This is a genomic window from Phaeobacter sp. G2 (assembly GCA_025163595.1).
In the GTDB taxonomy this organism is placed as follows: Bacteria; Pseudomonadota; Alphaproteobacteria; order Rhodobacterales; family Rhodobacteraceae; genus Pseudophaeobacter.
Genome location: CP104100.1, coordinates 596,592 through 611,580 on the forward strand (window position 1 = coordinate 596,592; position 14,989 = coordinate 611,580).

A 14,989-nucleotide genomic window follows, 5' to 3' on the forward strand; every position below is an offset into this window, starting at 1 on the left:
TATTGAAATCAGATGCCCTCCAGCATCTGTTTGGCGCGGGCGACGGTAACATCCCCCGCTTCGACGATGGCTTTGGCCACACGGTCGATATCACTCCCCTGCGCGCCTGCGGTAATGGCGATATTGCGGGCATGTAGGGTCATATGGCCGCGCTGAATGCCCTCGGTTGCAAGCGCACGCAGCGCGGCCATGTTCTGCGCCAAGCCCACGGCGACTGTCACTTCCGCAAGCTCTTGTGCGCTTGTGACTCCCATAAGTTTGAGCGCAGCCTGTGCGGCTGGATGGGTGCGGGTTGCGCCGCCAACAATCCCCATCGCCATCGGCAATTCTAGTGTGCCGACCAGTGCGCCATCCCGGGCGACCTCCCAGCGGCTGAGGGACGTGTAATGGCCGTTGCGGGCCGCATAGGCATGGGCGCCGGCTTCGATCGCGCGCCAGTCGTTGCCTGTGGCGACGACAACGGGGTCAATGCCATTCATAATGCCTTTGTTGTGGGTTGCGGCGCGATAGGGATCAATGATCGCCAGTTCGCAGGCTTCGACGATGCCCTGTGCAACCTGCGCCCCGCTCAGTGTTTTTGTCGTCAGGGCATCCGTTGGAATACGCACATTTGCGGTCACCATACGTTTGTCGGCCAAGTTGGACAAAATGCGCAAGCGCACCGTTCCGCCGGTAATTTCCTCGACCTGTGGCGCCAGCATTTCCGCCATGGTATTGACCGTGTTGGCCCCCATCGCATCGCGCACATCCACCAAGAGATGCATGACCACCATCGGACCAATGGCCGAACTGGGGAAAACATGAACCTCGATATCTTTGCAGCCGCCGCCAAGCTCGGTCAGCACGGTGTCTTTGGAATTGGCTTTTTCAATCAACGCGTCCCGCTGAGCCAGCAACGCGGCCCGCGCGCCGAACGGATCATCCAGGCCAATGATCTGAACCTGCGCCCGCATGATCGGTGCGGTAGAACTCACCTTGAACCCGCCGCCGGCCCGCGCAATTTTGGCCATGTAGGAGGCCGCAGCAACCACAGAAGGTTCCTCGACCACCATAGGAACGAGATAGTCCTGACCGTTGACGACGAAATTTGTAGCCACCCCGAGTGGCAGCTCAAACGTGCCGATGACGTTCTCGATCATACCGTTTGCCACTGCAACCGGCAGTGCGGAGCCATCTGAAAGCGCAGCTTTGGCTGGGGTATCAAGCCCTGCGGCGATGGCAATGGCATCGCGGCGGTCAGCAGGCTCCATATCCCGCATGCCCTCAATCCGTGAATTCACAACAGACGGGGTTTTAGTCGCGCTAACAGTCATGGTGTCTCCTCCTGATCTCCAGCGGGAAGATTGTAAATTTGAGCGAGGTTGTATTGGTACAGTTTGGACAATTTTTTCTGGACTGTACCCATCGGAACGTGGACACACTGCGCAGATGACACAGACAAAGACAGATCGCATCTACAGAAGCCTGCACGACAGGATTAAGTCGGGGGAACTCGCTGAAGAGACAAAACTAATGTCGCTTCGCCGTGCGGCTGAACAGTACGGCGCATCAAAAAATATCATGGTCGCCGTTTACGATCAGCTGGTGGCAAACGGCCTTGTGTACGCGCGCCAGGGCGCAGGTTTTTTTGTCGCCCATGGCGTTGCAACGACGGCGGAACCCGCCAATCTGCGGGAGGCGCGCGACAGCGTATCCTTGCTGCATGCTCAGCTGGATCGTCCCTACAAAGTGCTCGTTGGCGATGGCCGTCCCCCGGAAAGCTGGCTGTTGAACGCAGCCCCCTCTGTCACGCTTGCATCGGGCGAAGGCGGGTATGGCGCGCCACACGGGTTGCTTGCTCTGCGTGAATACATCGCTGCCGCGCATGGCGCTGCGGGCATCCATGTTCAGCCAGATCAAGTTGTGACCACCTTTGGCGCCAACCATGCGCTTGATCTTGTAATCCGTCGCTTTTGCCGCGCTGGTGAAACCGTTTTGGTTGATGATCCGGGGTATTATCCTCTTTTTGCCAAACTGAAACTGGCAGGCGTCAATGTCATTGGTATTCCGCGCGGACCACATGGCCCCGATTGCGACGCTCTTCAGGCCGCAGCCGATCACTACCAGGCCCGCCTGTTCTTCACCCAATCGCTTGCCCAGAACCCGACAGGCTGTTCGATTGATCTCCCCACGGCCCATACCGTTTTGCAAATCGCCGAGCGCCACAACATACTTGTTGTTGACGATGACCCGTTCATAGATTTGCCTGGCGTATCCGGGACACGTCTTGCCTCATTGGACCGCCTTCAAAGGGTTATACAAATCGGCACCTTTGCCAAAGTTCTCACGCCTACTTTGCGCTCGGGCTACATCATTGCCGATCCGGAAATTTCTCACAGCCTCGCGGAACTCAAGATGGTTTTAACCGTCAACAGTTCTAGCCACACCGAACGCCTGATCGCAGATCTCATGCGGACGCGCCGGTATGAAAAGCAGTGTGCGCGTCTTGCCAGGAAGTTGAAGCAGGAGCGCGAAATCGGGGTGCAGCAGCTAAAGAAAATCGGGTTTGAGATCGCGCCAGAACAGGCAGAGGGGCTTTACGGCTGGCTCCCACTTCCTGCGGGAACCTCTGATATTGATGTGGCGCAAAAAGCTGCTGAGGTCGGGGTGTTCCTGGCGCCCGGCGCTCTTTTCAGAATTGCAGAACATAGTGATTGCCCCGCACTCAGGCTCAATTGGAGCCGCGTAAATGACAGTCGCTTTTATGCTTTCCTGCGTCAGTCGTTGTGATCGTGGTTTTTGCGTCGATCATCAAAAGTACGGTAATTCCACGACCTGCCATATCGCCTGCGTGTCGCTTCTGGCGCAGGTATCGATGTGAGCGCAAGATAGTTTGCGAGCGGCTGGGTATCCGTTTGGGGTAGCAGGCCTGAGCCTGAATGGCTGGGGTTGTCTGCCATCCTTGCAGCTGCAACGGGGCTGCCGAGGCGGTGTTAGGAGGCCAGCCTCTCTGTGTCTGCGACAGGTAAATCCCGGACTATTTTTGAAAAGATGAAAGCGGGATCCATGGGATTCTGTGAATCAGGGCAGTTATCCACAAGATATGCTGCGGCCCGGGTCGGCTGTCGCGCGCAATGGGGTCGTTTACGTTGACAGGGCAGCTGGGAAGCTGCTGGACTCGCTGGATATAAGAATCACTCAGGGGCGGCTTTGCGCTTTTCAAAACTCAGGCTTACTGGCTTTAAAAGCTTTGTTGACCCGACCGATCTGATCATCGGGGACGGGTTGACTGGCGTGGTTGGTCCCAATGGCTGTGGCAAGTCGAACTTGCTGGAGGCTTTGCGCTGGGTGATGGGCGAGACCCGTGCCAAGGCGATGCGTGGCGGCGGCATGGAAGACGTGATCTTTGCCGGCACCACCTCGCGGTCGGCCCGCAATTTTGCCGAGGTGAACCTGCTGATTGATAACTCGGACCGGTTGGCACCGTCGGGGTTCAACGAGGCGGATCAGTTGGAAATTGTCCGTCGTATCACCCGCGATGTGGGCAGTGCCTATAAATCCAACGGTAAAGATGTGCGGGCGCGGGATGTGCAGATGCTCTTTGCCGATGCCTCTACCGGGGCGCATTCTCCGGCCTTGGTGCGGCAGGGTCAGATTTCGGAATTGATCAATGCCAAGCCCAAGGCGCGCCGTCGTATTCTGGAAGAGGCTGCGGGTATCTCCGGCCTGTATCAGCGGCGCCATGAGGCGGAGCTGAAGCTGAAAAACACCGAACAGAACCTGTTGCGGGTGGATGATGTGGTGGAGCAACTGGCAGGCCAGTTGGGGCAATTGGCGCGTCAGGCCCGACAGGCGCAGCGCTATCGTGATATCGGTGAAAAGCTGCGGCTGGCAGAGGGGATGTTACTGTACCGACGCTGGCGCGAGGCGGATGATGCCCGGCTGACTGCGGAGCAGGACCTGACCATTCGCCTGACCCAGGCGGCCAAGGGCGAGGCCCTGTCGCGGGCTGCGGCAGCCAATCGCGCCGAGGCCGAAGAAGGCCTGCCACCGCTGCGCGAGGAACAGGCCATTGCCGCCGCCATTTTGCAGCGATTGGTGGTGCAGCGCGACTCGCTGGGCGATCAGGAGGCACAGGCACGCCAGACCATCGAACGGTTGGTCAGCCGTATCCAGCAGCTGGGCAATGATATTGACCGTGAAGGTGGACTCAACCGCGATGCCGGAGAGACGATTGAGCGGCTGGATTGGGAACAAAAGGAATTGGCCAAGGCCAGTGAGGGCCATGATGAGCGGTTAAGCGAGGCGGGCGCCTTGGCGCGGGAAGCGGCAACGATCCTGGAGGCGCGCGAAGATCACCTGACCCAGTTGACCGAAGATGTGGCGCGCCTGTCGGCGCGGTATCAATCGGCGCTGCGTCTGGTTGAGGATTGCAAGCGCACCCTGGCGCGGGCTGAAAGCGAAGGTGCGGCAGCGCAGCAGGCGCAGGATCAGGCCGGCGAGGCCCTGGAACTGGCAGGGGAAGGGTTTGAGGCGGCTTTGGCCACCGAGGAAGAAGCCCGCGAAGCCGTGGAGATGGCCGAGGAGGCCCTGGCTGCGGCGGATGAGCTGCGCACCGAAACCCAGGCCTTGGAATCCGCCGCACGGGCGCAACGCTCTGAGGCGGAAGGGGCGTTGGGGGCGATCCGGGCCGAGGTAACAGCGCTGGCAAAGCTATTGGAGCGGGACACCGCTGAACGGGGGCAAATTCTGGACGCGCTGAGCGTCGCCCCTGGCTATGAAAAGGCGCTGGGCGCGGCGTTGGCGGATGATCTGCGCGCCCCTTTGGCGGCGGTAGACGGGCCAACGGGCTGGGTCGCGCTGCCGGCCTATGCCCGCGATGTGCCGCTGCCTGACGGGGTGGAGCCTTTGGCCAAACATGTGTCCGGTCCTGAGGCCCTGGCGCGCCGGATTGGTCAGATTGGCCTTGTTGACAGTGATACCGCCCGTGGGATGCAGGCGCAGCTGCAGCCAGGTCAGAGATTGGTGACGCTTGAAGGTGATATCTGGCGCTGGGATGGGTATCGGGCCTGGGCCGAGGACGCGCCCAGTGCCGCGGCGCTGAGGCTGGAACAGCTGAACCGGCTGGAGGCGCTGAAGCAAGAACTGGAGCAGGTCAGCGCCAAGGCCGATGGCACCCGCGCGGCGCATGAAACACTGATCCGTCGGCTGGAAGAGGTGACCCAGGCGGATCAGAACGCGCGACAGGCGCGCCGGGTTGCGGATCAACGGGTTGCCGATGCCGCCCGCGCGCTCAGCCGGGCAGAGGCCGAGCGCAATCTGGCCGAGGGCAAGCTGGAGACACTAGGCATTGCGGTGACGCGCCACAGTGAAGATGCGATGAATGCCCGGCTGCAACTGGCAGAGGCGGAGACGGCGCAGGCGGATCTTGGCGATCTGGATGCGGCACGGGCTGGGGTCGAAGACGTCAAACAGGGGGTGGAAGCCGCCCGGATCACCATGCTCACCCATCGCTCAGCCCATGATGAGCTGCGCCGCGACGGCGAGGCCCGTACCAAGCGGGCCCAGCAAGTGACCAAGGACCTATCGGGCTGGCGGCACCGGTTGGAAACCGCAGAGCGACGCATCGAAGAACTGGCCGAACGCCGCGAAGCCTCGCAGGAGGAGCTGGAAGAGGCCCATGCGGTGCCTGCGGAGATTGCTGAAAAACGCGAAGAGCTGAACGAAGCCATCGCGGATGCGGAAGCGCGCAAGACCACCGCCTCGGATGCCTTGATCGCAGCAGAGACCGCACTGCGCGAATTGGTGCAGATCGAACGTGAGTCTGAACGGCTTGCCTCGGAAGGGCGTGAAGCGCGGGCGCGCTCTGAAGCCCTATGTGAGGCGGCGCGTGAAACCGTGACCCATGCGGCTGAACGGATCAGCGAAGACCAGAATTGTAGCCCGCAGGCGCTGCTGGAACAGCTGGAGGTCAGCCCCGACCAGATGCCAGGGGCAGAGGAGCTGGAGGCCGAAGTCAACCGACACAAGCGGCAACGGGATGCGTTGGGGGCGGTGAACCTGCGCGCCGAAGAAGACGCACGGGGAATCCAGACCGAACATGATGAGCTGGTCTCGGAAAAAGCCGACCTGGAAGAGGCGATCAAGACCCTGCGCAGCGGTATTGCCAGTCTCAACCGCGAGGGGCGCGAGCGGTTGCTCACCGCGTTTGAAGAGGTAAACGCCAGCTTTGCAAATCTCTTTACCCATCTGTTCGGCGGCGGCGAGGCCAATCTGGTGATGGTGGAAAGCGATGACCCGCTGGATGCCGGGTTGGAGATCATGTGCCAGCCGCCGGGCAAAAAGCTGTCGACGCTGTCGCTGTTGTCCGGTGGCGAGCAGACCCTCACCGCCATGGCGCTGATCTTTGCGGTCTTCCTGTCCAACCCAGCGCCGATCTGTGTGCTGGACGAGGTGGACGCGCCGCTGGATGACGCCAATGTCACCCGGTTCTGTGACTTGCTGGACGAGATGTGCCGCCAGACTGAAACACGGTTTTTGATTATCACCCACCATGCGGTTACCATGGCGCGAATGGACCGGTTGTTCGGCGTCACCATGCAGGAAAAAGGCGTTAGCCAATTGGTCTCGGTTGATCTGAAAAAGGCAGAAGCTCTTGTCGCATAGGCGAAAATTGAGCAACGATGGGCCATGAAATGTACACTTTGGTTTTGGGCTACGGGGGAAAACAACTCATAATTCCACCCTTGCACGCCGGGTACAGGTCTACGTAACTAGCTGGTGGGAATGACGGCTTGTGATCTTAGAGCCAGCATTTAAACAAACACAATTGGAGAGAACTATGAAACTGACAAATCTCTTTGCGGTTGCAGCTCTTGCAATCAGCCCCCTTGCCGTACAGGCAGAAAACCTGACCGCCCGACAGTCCAGCAGCATCGAAGGGTTCTTTCTGGATGAAGGCTCAAGCGTTGAGGTTCTGGTCGATAATGTGGGGGATCCGCAGCTGAACGTCGAGCACTATGGCAGCGAATTCACGATTTTTTACTATGGCTGTGAAGACAACACCAATTGCGATTCCATCCAGTTCTATTCCGGCTATGCCACAGATGGGTCTGTCCGGTTGAAGACCGTAAATGACTTCAACGCTGAAAAACGCTGGGTTCGCGCCTATGTTGCCGAGGACGGATCAACCAAGCTTGAGATGGATGTATATTTGGGTGACGGCGGCATCAGCGCCGATGATTTTGCCACAACGGTGGGGCTCTGGTCGCGCCTGATGGGCGACTTTGAAGAGCTCATCGACTATTGAGTGACGCCTAAAAGCCCGGGTTCGCGGCTTGAAGGTTATTCAGAAAGGGGCATGAATACTCATGCCCCTTGTTGTATCAGTACCTGGCGTTTGCAGACCTGCTGCCGCGTTACAGACGGTTCAGCAGCGCAGGTGTTGGCCAGGCATCAGCTGGAAGACCCAGGCGCTGTTGCTCGCTTTGAACTGCGGCGCGTGTCTTGGCACCAAGAATACCGTCAATCTTGCCAACATCATGGCCCAGGCGCTGCAGTTTCTGCTGCAGCTGTTTCATCTGGGCACCGACAAGCCCCTGATCGGGCTTGCCTGCGGTGTAGATCGATGCGCCCTCTAACCGATTGGCAAAATAGGCAGCGGTCAAAACATAGGTAAAGCTCTGATTCCACTCAAAATAGACGTCGAAATTGGGATAGGCGAGGAAGGCTGGTCCCTTGTGCCCCTGGGGCAAAAGCAGTGAGGCCTTCAGGGAGCCAGCCGCAAGGGAGCCGTCTTTGGCGCGCAGCCCCATGCGCTGCCACTCCTTGACCGAGAGTTTGGTATCGGTGCCGGATTTTGACAGGTCAAGATCAGCGGGAATGGTGACTTCTTGCAGCCAGGGTTGCCCGGCTTGCCAGCCCAGATGCGACAGCATCTTGCCGCCGGACATCAGCGCATCCGGGGCAGAGGTTTTGAGGCTGACATGGCCATCGCCATCGGCATCGACGCCATTATCAAGAATATCCTGCGGCAGCATCTGCACCATGCCGATCTCACCCGCCCAGGCCCCAGTGGTGCGGGCGGGGTCAAAATTGCCGCGTTTGTACAGTTCAAGTGCTGCAAAGATCTGCGGCCGGAACAGCTCGGGGCGGCGGCAATCATGGGCCAGGGTAATCAGCGCGTTGCGGGTGTTGAAATCCCCCTGAAAGCTGCCGTAGTCGGTCTCAAAGGCCCAAAAGGCCAGCAAGACGCCACGGTTGATGCCATAGGTGGTTTCAATCCGGCGAAAGGTGCTGTCGTATTTTTCGGCCATCGTCCGGCCCCGGTTGATGCGGTTCTGCGATATCAGGTGGCGGGAAAACTCGATAAAGGGTTTCTGGAACACCCCCTGCGCCCGATCCGCCCTCAGAACCTTGGGGTCCTGGCTGGCGCCTTTGAAAAAGCCGTTGACGGTTGCCCTGTCATATCCCGCAGTCAGGGCTTCCTGCTTGAGTGATTTGACAAAGCCGGAAAAGCTGCCGCCACATTGGGCAAAAGCGGTTGCTGGCACCATGAGGGCAGCAAGGGCGAGAGGCAAAATGCGCATGGCGGGCAGTCCTTGATGAAGCTCTAAAACATCGTATGTGCTAAAAGATGACCGCAAAAGCAACCAATAGCCCGACCCCAATAGACCAAGACATCCAAAGAATATCACAACAGCGCAAAATTGCAGGGCCGGTGATGCTTTTGGTGCCGGGGGCGTTGACCCAGGCAAAATCGCGCATTTCCCCATCGTAAGACCGTGGCCCCGCCAGGGACAGCCCCAGCGCGCGCGCCATTGCCGCCTCGGGCCAGCCGGCATTGGGGGAGCGATGTTTGGCCGCGTCCCGGGCAATCGCAGGCCAGGCGCGCAGCACGCCGCCAGCCAGCGCAATCATCACACCGGTCAGCCGCGCCGGGATCAGATTGACCAGATCATCCAGCCGCGCCGTGGCCCAGCCAAAGTCCTGGTAGCGGGGGGTGCGATAGCCAATCATGCTGTCGCCGGTGTTGATCATCTTATAGGCAATCAATCCGGGCAGCCCGGCCAGCAGGAACCAAAAGGCCGGGGCGATAACCCCGTCTGACATATTCTCGGATCCGCTCTCGATGGCGGAGCGGGCGACCTGGGGGCCGGTCATCGTATCGGTGTCGCGGCTGACAATCATGGCAACGGCCTGGCGTCCCTGTACCAGCGACTGCGACAACCCATCTGCGACGGCGCGCAGGTGCTCAACCAGCGAACGCTGTGCGATCAGGATCGCAGCAACCAGCAGCTCGACCAGGGGGCCAAACAGGGACAACAGCCAGCCAACCCCCAGCCCGAGGCAGACCAACAGGGTGATTGCAGCAACGCCCTTGGCGCGTTTGGCCCAGTCTGTGCCTAGGCGCGTCTCGGGGGGCGTATCAGCGCCTGTATTGAGACGCGCCTCCAGCCAGGATACGGACTTTCCCATCAAAACAGCCGGATGGGGCAGGCGGGACCAGAGCCAGTCCGGCTCTCCCAGGGCGGCGTCCAGCACCAGGGCCAGCAAAAGGATCTCAGCGGTGTTCATAGGGCGGCCTCCAGCCGGTCCCAGCCCTGTTGCGGTGGCAGGCCCAGGCGGATGTAGGTTGTTGAATAGGGGAAGATACGGCTCCAGATATGGGCCTTGGCAAGCCGCTCTTGCCACTGTGCGGCATCTTCGACCTGGTACAGGCGAAACAGATCAGTGCCGCCCACCACTGTGGCACCGCGCGTGGTTGCCAAACGATCAAGCCGCTGAGCATCACGGGCTAGGCTCTGGCGGGTCTGATCGGCCCAGTCCTGGTCCTGCAGCGCCTGCAGGCCGGTTTTCAACGCCGGGCCGGAAACCGCCCAGGGCCCCTGCAGTTGGGCCAGCCGTTGTAACAGTTCCGGATCGCCAATGGCAAAGCCCAACCGCATTCCCGCCAGCCCCCAGAATTTGCCAAAACTCTTGAGCACGATAACGCCGGGTTTGGCAGCCAGATGGATGAGGCTTTGATCGGGGCAAATATCGCAAAAGCTCTCATCTATGATGCACAGCGGCGCGGTGATCTCTTCTGCCTGCCACAGGCGTCCATCCGGATTGTTTGGATGCACCGCAACACAGGCTTCGGCAGGACCGCTGCCAGAGATGGTCCAGCCGTGATTGGCAAAGGCCGCGGCATGTTCATTGTAGGTTGGGGTTTCGATTCTGGCCCAACGTGGATCCGCAACCCCCGGCAACAGCGCAATCAGGGCCGAGGCCCCGGGCGCGGGCAACACAGCAGCCTCGGCGGGGACGTTCCAGAACCGCCGCGCCGCTTGTTCAAGTTCTGCACTGGCGGCGGTATCCGGCAGCGCTGTCCAGTCCGAAGCGTCAAAAGCAGGCAGCGGATAAGGACAGGGGTTTATCCCCGTTGACAGATCAATCCAATCGGCGCGGTTGCCGCCGTAGTGCTGGATGGCAGCACTCAGATTGCCGCCATGGTCGCGCAGGGTGGCGCCTGTTTCAACCAGGCTCTCAGTAACATCTGCCGACATGGAAACCCCCAACCTGCTATCACCGCCACAGCCGTTGGCCTGGCTGTGTTTCTATGAAACAGGGGCCGCGATAAGGCAAGCGAGCTTTGCCTTATCGCGCAGGAGTTCTTGCCTCGGTGGCTGGGGCCGGACCCTTAGGTGTCAGGCGGGTCCGGCAGAGCTGGCTGTGCGGCTTTAGCCGCGGCCGTGGGGCTCCAGCCAGTCGATGTCCGGGTTCACGGGCAGGATGCGGTTTGGGTTAATGGTGTCATGGCTGTAGTGGTAGTGCCGCACGATATGCTGCATGCCCACGGTCGCCTGTACACCCGGATACTGGTACAGCTCGCGGCAGTAGGCCCAGAGGTTGGGGTAGTCGATGATCCGCTTCTTGTTGCATTTGAAATGCAGGTGATACACCGGGTCAAACCGCAGCAATGTGGTGAACAGGCGCCAGTCGGCTTCGGTCAGCTGGGTGCCCATCAGATACCGATGCTGCGACAGCAGATCCTCCAACCAGTCCAGCGAGTCAAACAGCGGCCCCACGGCGGCATCATAGGCGTCTTGTGAGGTGGCAAAACCGCATTTGTAGACGCCGTTGTTGACCGTGTCATAGACCCGACTGTTCACCGCCTCGATGGGTTCGCGCAGCTCTTCTGGCCAGAAATCAAGGTCGTTTCCGGTGATGCCGTCAAAGGCCGAATTGAACATGCGGATGATGTCGGCGCTCTCGTTTGAGACGATGGTCTCACGGGTCTTGTCCCACAGAATGGGCACGGTGACGCGGCCAGAGTATTTGGCATCGGCACGGATGTAGATCTGATGCGCGTGGCTGCTGTCAAACAGGTGATCGCCGGTGGCACCATGGGAGTCGCGCTTGAAGGTCCAGCCTTCGCCCAGCATATCGGGGTGCACGACTGAGATTGAGATGTGATCCTCCAGCCCCTTGAGGGCGCGAAAGATCAGGGTGCGGTGGGCCCAGGGGCAGGCCAGCGAGACATAAAGATGATACCGACCGCTTTCGGCCTTAAATCCGTCTTGTCCTGTTGGTCCGGCGCTTCCGTCGGCGGTTACCCAATTGCGAAACTGTGCCTCAGAGCGTTTGAACGCTCCTCCGTTGGATTTGGTGTCGTACCATTGGTCTTTCCATATTCCGTCAATCAAAAGTCCCATTGATTTCTCTCCTTATCTCGGCAGGTCCGCGGCATGAGTGATTACAGAGACAAATAGGCGCAGTTCCTGTCTGGGCCTATCCGTGTTGTCGCGCAGCGCCTCTGCATGGCTGCACATCACGACCCTGTGCCTGCAGGCCTTTCAGCGGTGGTCGGTCTTGGCGGGTCCTGTCTTCACGCTACCAACGAATAGCGATGTGAACGATTGCGCCGGAGATGTCTCAAAATGTTCACTTGATTTTATCCATTTCTAGGTCACCTTTGTAGGTAGATACCTAGCCGATCTTGATGCGATTCCCGTCGCTCAACCACTTGCCAAAAGGGCGATTGTTATGACCACCTATGTGCCAAAAGCTGTTCAAGAAGCGATGGATGCTGCACGCGTTTCCGGCCTGAAAAAGAAAAGCCGTCTGCGGGTGGCTGTGGAGGGTGGCTATTTCCCGGTACTGCGCAGCTGGGAAAACGGCTTTTCGGTGGAAGAGGAATTTGTACCGCAGCTGCGGGGCTTGGTTGATCTCTATGAGGGATCACGTCACGTGTCGCAGTGCCTGATTGTTGCCTCCGAGGCCGAGGGTGGCGAAATGCGCTATGAGTTCAAACGTGAAACCGCCGCCTCTGACACGGCGCCGCTGGATTTCTACCGGGCGCCAAATGCGCCGGTTGGCCTGCTGGGCAATGAAGGTGCTGAAAGCCGCCTGTAAAAAGCTCCGCCTGTAAAAAGCTTCGCCTGCGACCTCCGGCAGGCTGCCAAAATCTGGGCTTTCCGAGTGGAAACACCTTGCAGAATAGCGGACCCGCAGACCTATCGGTTGCGGGTCTTTTTCTGTGTGAATCCTCGTTAGGCTCCGATACGCTCTGATTTAGGGTCTGATTTCGACCTTGGTGCCCAGATCAACAAGCCGCCACAGCTGCTCCATTTCAGCATTGCTGATGGCGATACAGCCGGCGGTCCAATCCCCCGGCAGCTGCAACAGATTACCCAAGGCGTTGGGTTGGCCGTGGATGAAAATATCTCCGCCCGGATCTATGCCCGCCTCCGCCGCGCGGCGGATATCTTCTGGCTGCGGATAGGTGATGCCCAGCGACAGGTGGTAGCTGCTGTTTGGATTGCGGCGGTCGACCGTGAACAGGCCTTCCGGGGTTTTGCCGTCGCCTTCGCGGCTTTTGTCACCGATGGGATCAAAGCCAAGCGCGATGTCATATTGCAATACCTTTTGCCCCGCGCGGCTGGCGGTCAGGCGGCGGGCGGATTTTTCGATCAGGATGTGGTCAACCCGGTCGACCTGTATCGCCAGCTCAGGACTGGCGGGACTGGCAAGACGGGGGCCGTAGAGCTGCCACAGCCCCCAGCCAAGACCCAGAGCCACGGCCGCGATCACCAAGATCGCGGCCCGTTTTATACCAGGTCTGGCCATGATTATTGCAGGTCGGCAAAGGCCTTGGCCAGGCGTTCCCCTGCTTCGATCACCCGGCTGCGCTGGGTGCCCATGTTGAAGCGCAGGAAGCTTTCGCCGCCGGTGCCAAAGGTGGTGCCATGGTTGGCGGCAATGCCTGCATCCTGCTCCACCCGCTTGGTGAATTCTTCCCGGCTCATGCCGGTGCCGGAGAAATCAATCCAGGACAAATAGGTGGCCTGCAGCTTCATCGAGCTGAGCCCGGGAATGTCGGCGATGGCGGCATCAAAGACCTGACGGTTGCCATCAATATAGGCGACCAGCTCATCGGCCCATTTGGCACCTTCGGGAGAATAGACCGCAGCGGTGGCAAACTGACCGGCGGAGTTTGGCGAGAGCGCCAGGGCCAGCATGCGGCGTTGGAACTTTGCCCGCAGATCCGGGTCAGGGATGATCACCTGCCCGGTGTGCAGCCCGGCAAAGTTGAAGGTCTTGGAGGGCGCGGTCAGCATCAACAGCCGGTCGGTGATCTCTGGCACGGCGTTTTGCATCGGAATATGGGTCGCCCCGTCAAAGACCAGATCATGGTGGATCTCATCCGACAGCAGGATCAGGTCGTGACGCTTGGCAAAATCCGCCACCGCCTGCAATTCCTCTTGGCTCCAGACCCGGCCACCGGGGTTATGGGGCGAGCAGAGAATGACCATCTTTTCCTTGCCGGTCATCTGTGCATCATAGGTGGCCATATCCATTTCATAGCGGCCATCGCGGTTGATCATCTGGCATTCCACCACCTCGCGGCCGGCGTTGTTAATGACCTTGGCAAAGGCATGATAGACCGGGGTGAACAGCACAATACCGTCGCCCGGCTGGGTAAAGCTGTCCAGGCACATGCCGACACCGTTCACCAGACCCGTGGTGGTGAAAATGGCCTCGGGATCCACGGTCCAGCCGTGGCGATTCTGCATCCACCAGCAAATTGCATCCTTGTAGGGGGTGTCGCAGTTCACATAGCCATAGATCCCGTGATCGGCCATTTCGCGCATCTTGTCGGTGACCATGGATGGCACGGCAAAATCCATATCGGCCACCCACATGGCCAGACCAGTGTCGGGTGAGACACCGTATAGGCTCTCCATAAGATCCCATTTGGCGCAATGGGTGCCGCGACGGTCGATGATGCTGTCAAAATCCATGGGGATACTCCGCTATTTTGCCAGCGAAGCTAGCGGCAAATGCGCGAGGTGCAAGGGGATCTGTTCCTCTGTTGACACCAGCTGCTGCGGCCGCGGCAATTTTGGGCATCTTTTCATCGGTCGACAGGGCGGCAACGAGGACAAGGGGGGCAGGCATGCGCAAGCAGGGCGTTGCAGTGACAGGGGCAATGGCCTAAATCACCTCCATGAAACATTCGATCCTGATCCATCCTGATCCCCGTTTGAAAAAGGTCTGCGCTCCGGTTGCCGATCTGTCGGATAAATTGCGCGTTCTGGCCGATGACATGCTGGAAACCATGTATGGCGCACCCGGTATCGGGCTGGCAGCGCCACAGATTGGTGTGATGGATCGCCTCATCGTGCTGGATTGCGAAAAAGAGGAGGGCGTGGCGCCCAAGCCTCTGGTGATGTTCAACCCTGAGATCATTTCCTCCTCTGATGAGACCAACGTCTACGAGGAAGGCTGCCTGTCGATCCCCGATCAATATGCCGAAGTCACCCGTCCGCGCGACGTCGAGGTGCAGTGGCTGGACCGGGACGGTAACCTGCAGCGTCAGACCTTTGACGGGCTTTGGGCCACCTGCGTGCAGCATGAGATCGACCATCTGGATGGCAAACTGTTCATTGATTACCTGAAACCGCTCAAGCGGCAGATGATCACCCGTAAAATGCAAAAGCTCAAACGTGAGCTGGCACGGGACTAG

The 14,989-nt window shown here is 59.5% G+C and carries 12 protein-coding genes; 5 read left to right on the forward strand and 7 right to left on the reverse strand.

Translation table 11 applies throughout. The features are described 5' to 3' along the window. Positions 1–8: 8 nt before the first annotated feature. Positions 9–1,259, reverse strand: a complete 1,251-nt coding sequence (locus N1037_02880; protein ID UWS79987.1) for a hydroxymethylglutaryl-CoA reductase, degradative — start codon at positions 1,257–1,259, stop codon at positions 9–11. On the opposite strand from N1037_02880, the gene N1037_02885 reads away from it, so the two are divergent. The 3 genes from N1037_02885 (at position 1,258) to N1037_02895 (ending at position 7,288) form a co-directional block, all read left to right on the forward strand. Further along, entirely contained in the window at positions 1,258–2,769 is a 1,512-nt protein-coding gene (locus N1037_02885) for a PLP-dependent aminotransferase family protein (protein ID UWS79988.1), read from the forward strand. The genes N1037_02880 and N1037_02885 overlap by 2 nt on opposite strands. Positions 2,770–3,189: 420 nt before the next feature. Continuing rightward, positions 3,190–6,645, forward strand: a complete 3,456-nt coding sequence (locus N1037_02890) for an AAA family ATPase (protein ID UWS79989.1) — start codon at positions 3,190–3,192, stop codon at positions 6,643–6,645. Positions 6,646–6,820: 175 nt separating this feature from the next. After that, positions 6,821–7,288, forward strand: coding sequence for a YbjN domain-containing protein (locus tag N1037_02895; GenBank protein ID UWS79990.1), 468 nt, complete (start codon positions 6,821–6,823; stop codon positions 7,286–7,288). Between the two features lie 109 nt (positions 7,289–7,397). Here N1037_02895 and N1037_02900 read toward each other — a convergent pair whose 3' ends face one another. The 4 genes from N1037_02900 to N1037_02915 form a co-directional block, all read right to left on the reverse strand. Beyond that, the gene (locus N1037_02900; protein ID UWS79991.1) at positions 7,398–8,567 is read right to left on the reverse strand and encodes a lytic murein transglycosylase; all 1,170 of its coding nucleotides are present in this window, start codon (positions 8,565–8,567) and stop codon (positions 7,398–7,400) included. Between the two features lie 40 nt (positions 8,568–8,607). After that, positions 8,608–9,555 (reverse strand): adenosylcobinamide-phosphate synthase CbiB, encoded by a 948-nt coding sequence (gene cbiB, locus N1037_02905; protein UWS79992.1) that lies wholly within the window; start codon positions 9,553–9,555, stop codon positions 8,608–8,610. Next, on the reverse strand, positions 9,552–10,526 hold the full coding sequence (gene cobD, locus N1037_02910) for a threonine-phosphate decarboxylase CobD (GenBank protein ID UWS79993.1): 975 nt from the start codon (positions 10,524–10,526) through the stop codon (positions 9,552–9,554). Before cobD ends, cbiB begins: the two co-directional genes overlap by 4 nt. 174 nt (positions 10,527–10,700) lie before the next feature. Further along, positions 10,701–11,675, reverse strand: coding sequence for a glutathione S-transferase family protein (locus N1037_02915; GenBank protein UWS79994.1), 975 nt, complete (start codon positions 11,673–11,675; stop codon positions 10,701–10,703). 331 nt (positions 11,676–12,006) lie between these two features. Here N1037_02915 and N1037_02920 point away from each other — a divergent pair, with 331 nt between their 5' ends. Continuing rightward, positions 12,007–12,375 (forward strand): hypothetical protein, encoded by a 369-nt coding sequence (locus N1037_02920; protein UWS79995.1) that lies wholly within the window; start codon positions 12,007–12,009, stop codon positions 12,373–12,375. A gap of 159 nt (positions 12,376–12,534) precedes the next feature. On the opposite strand, the gene N1037_02925 is transcribed toward N1037_02920, so the two are convergent. Together N1037_02925 and N1037_02930 are read right to left on the reverse strand one after the other, a co-directional pair. Next, entirely contained in the window at positions 12,535–13,089 is a 555-nt protein-coding gene (locus N1037_02925) for a L,D-transpeptidase family protein (protein ID UWS79996.1), read from the reverse strand. Positions 13,090–13,091: 2 nt separating this feature from the next. Further along, complete coding sequence (locus tag N1037_02930; protein UWS79997.1) at positions 13,092–14,264, reverse strand: pyridoxal phosphate-dependent aminotransferase; 1,173 nt, start codon at positions 14,262–14,264, stop codon at positions 13,092–13,094. A 206-nt stretch (positions 14,265–14,470) separates the two neighbouring features. Here N1037_02930 and def point away from each other — a divergent pair, with 206 nt between their 5' ends. Further along, positions 14,471–14,989 carry a peptide deformylase gene (def, locus tag N1037_02935; protein ID UWS79998.1) on the forward strand — a complete coding sequence of 173 codons (519 nt, stop codon included), beginning with the start codon at positions 14,471–14,473 and terminating at the stop codon, positions 14,987–14,989.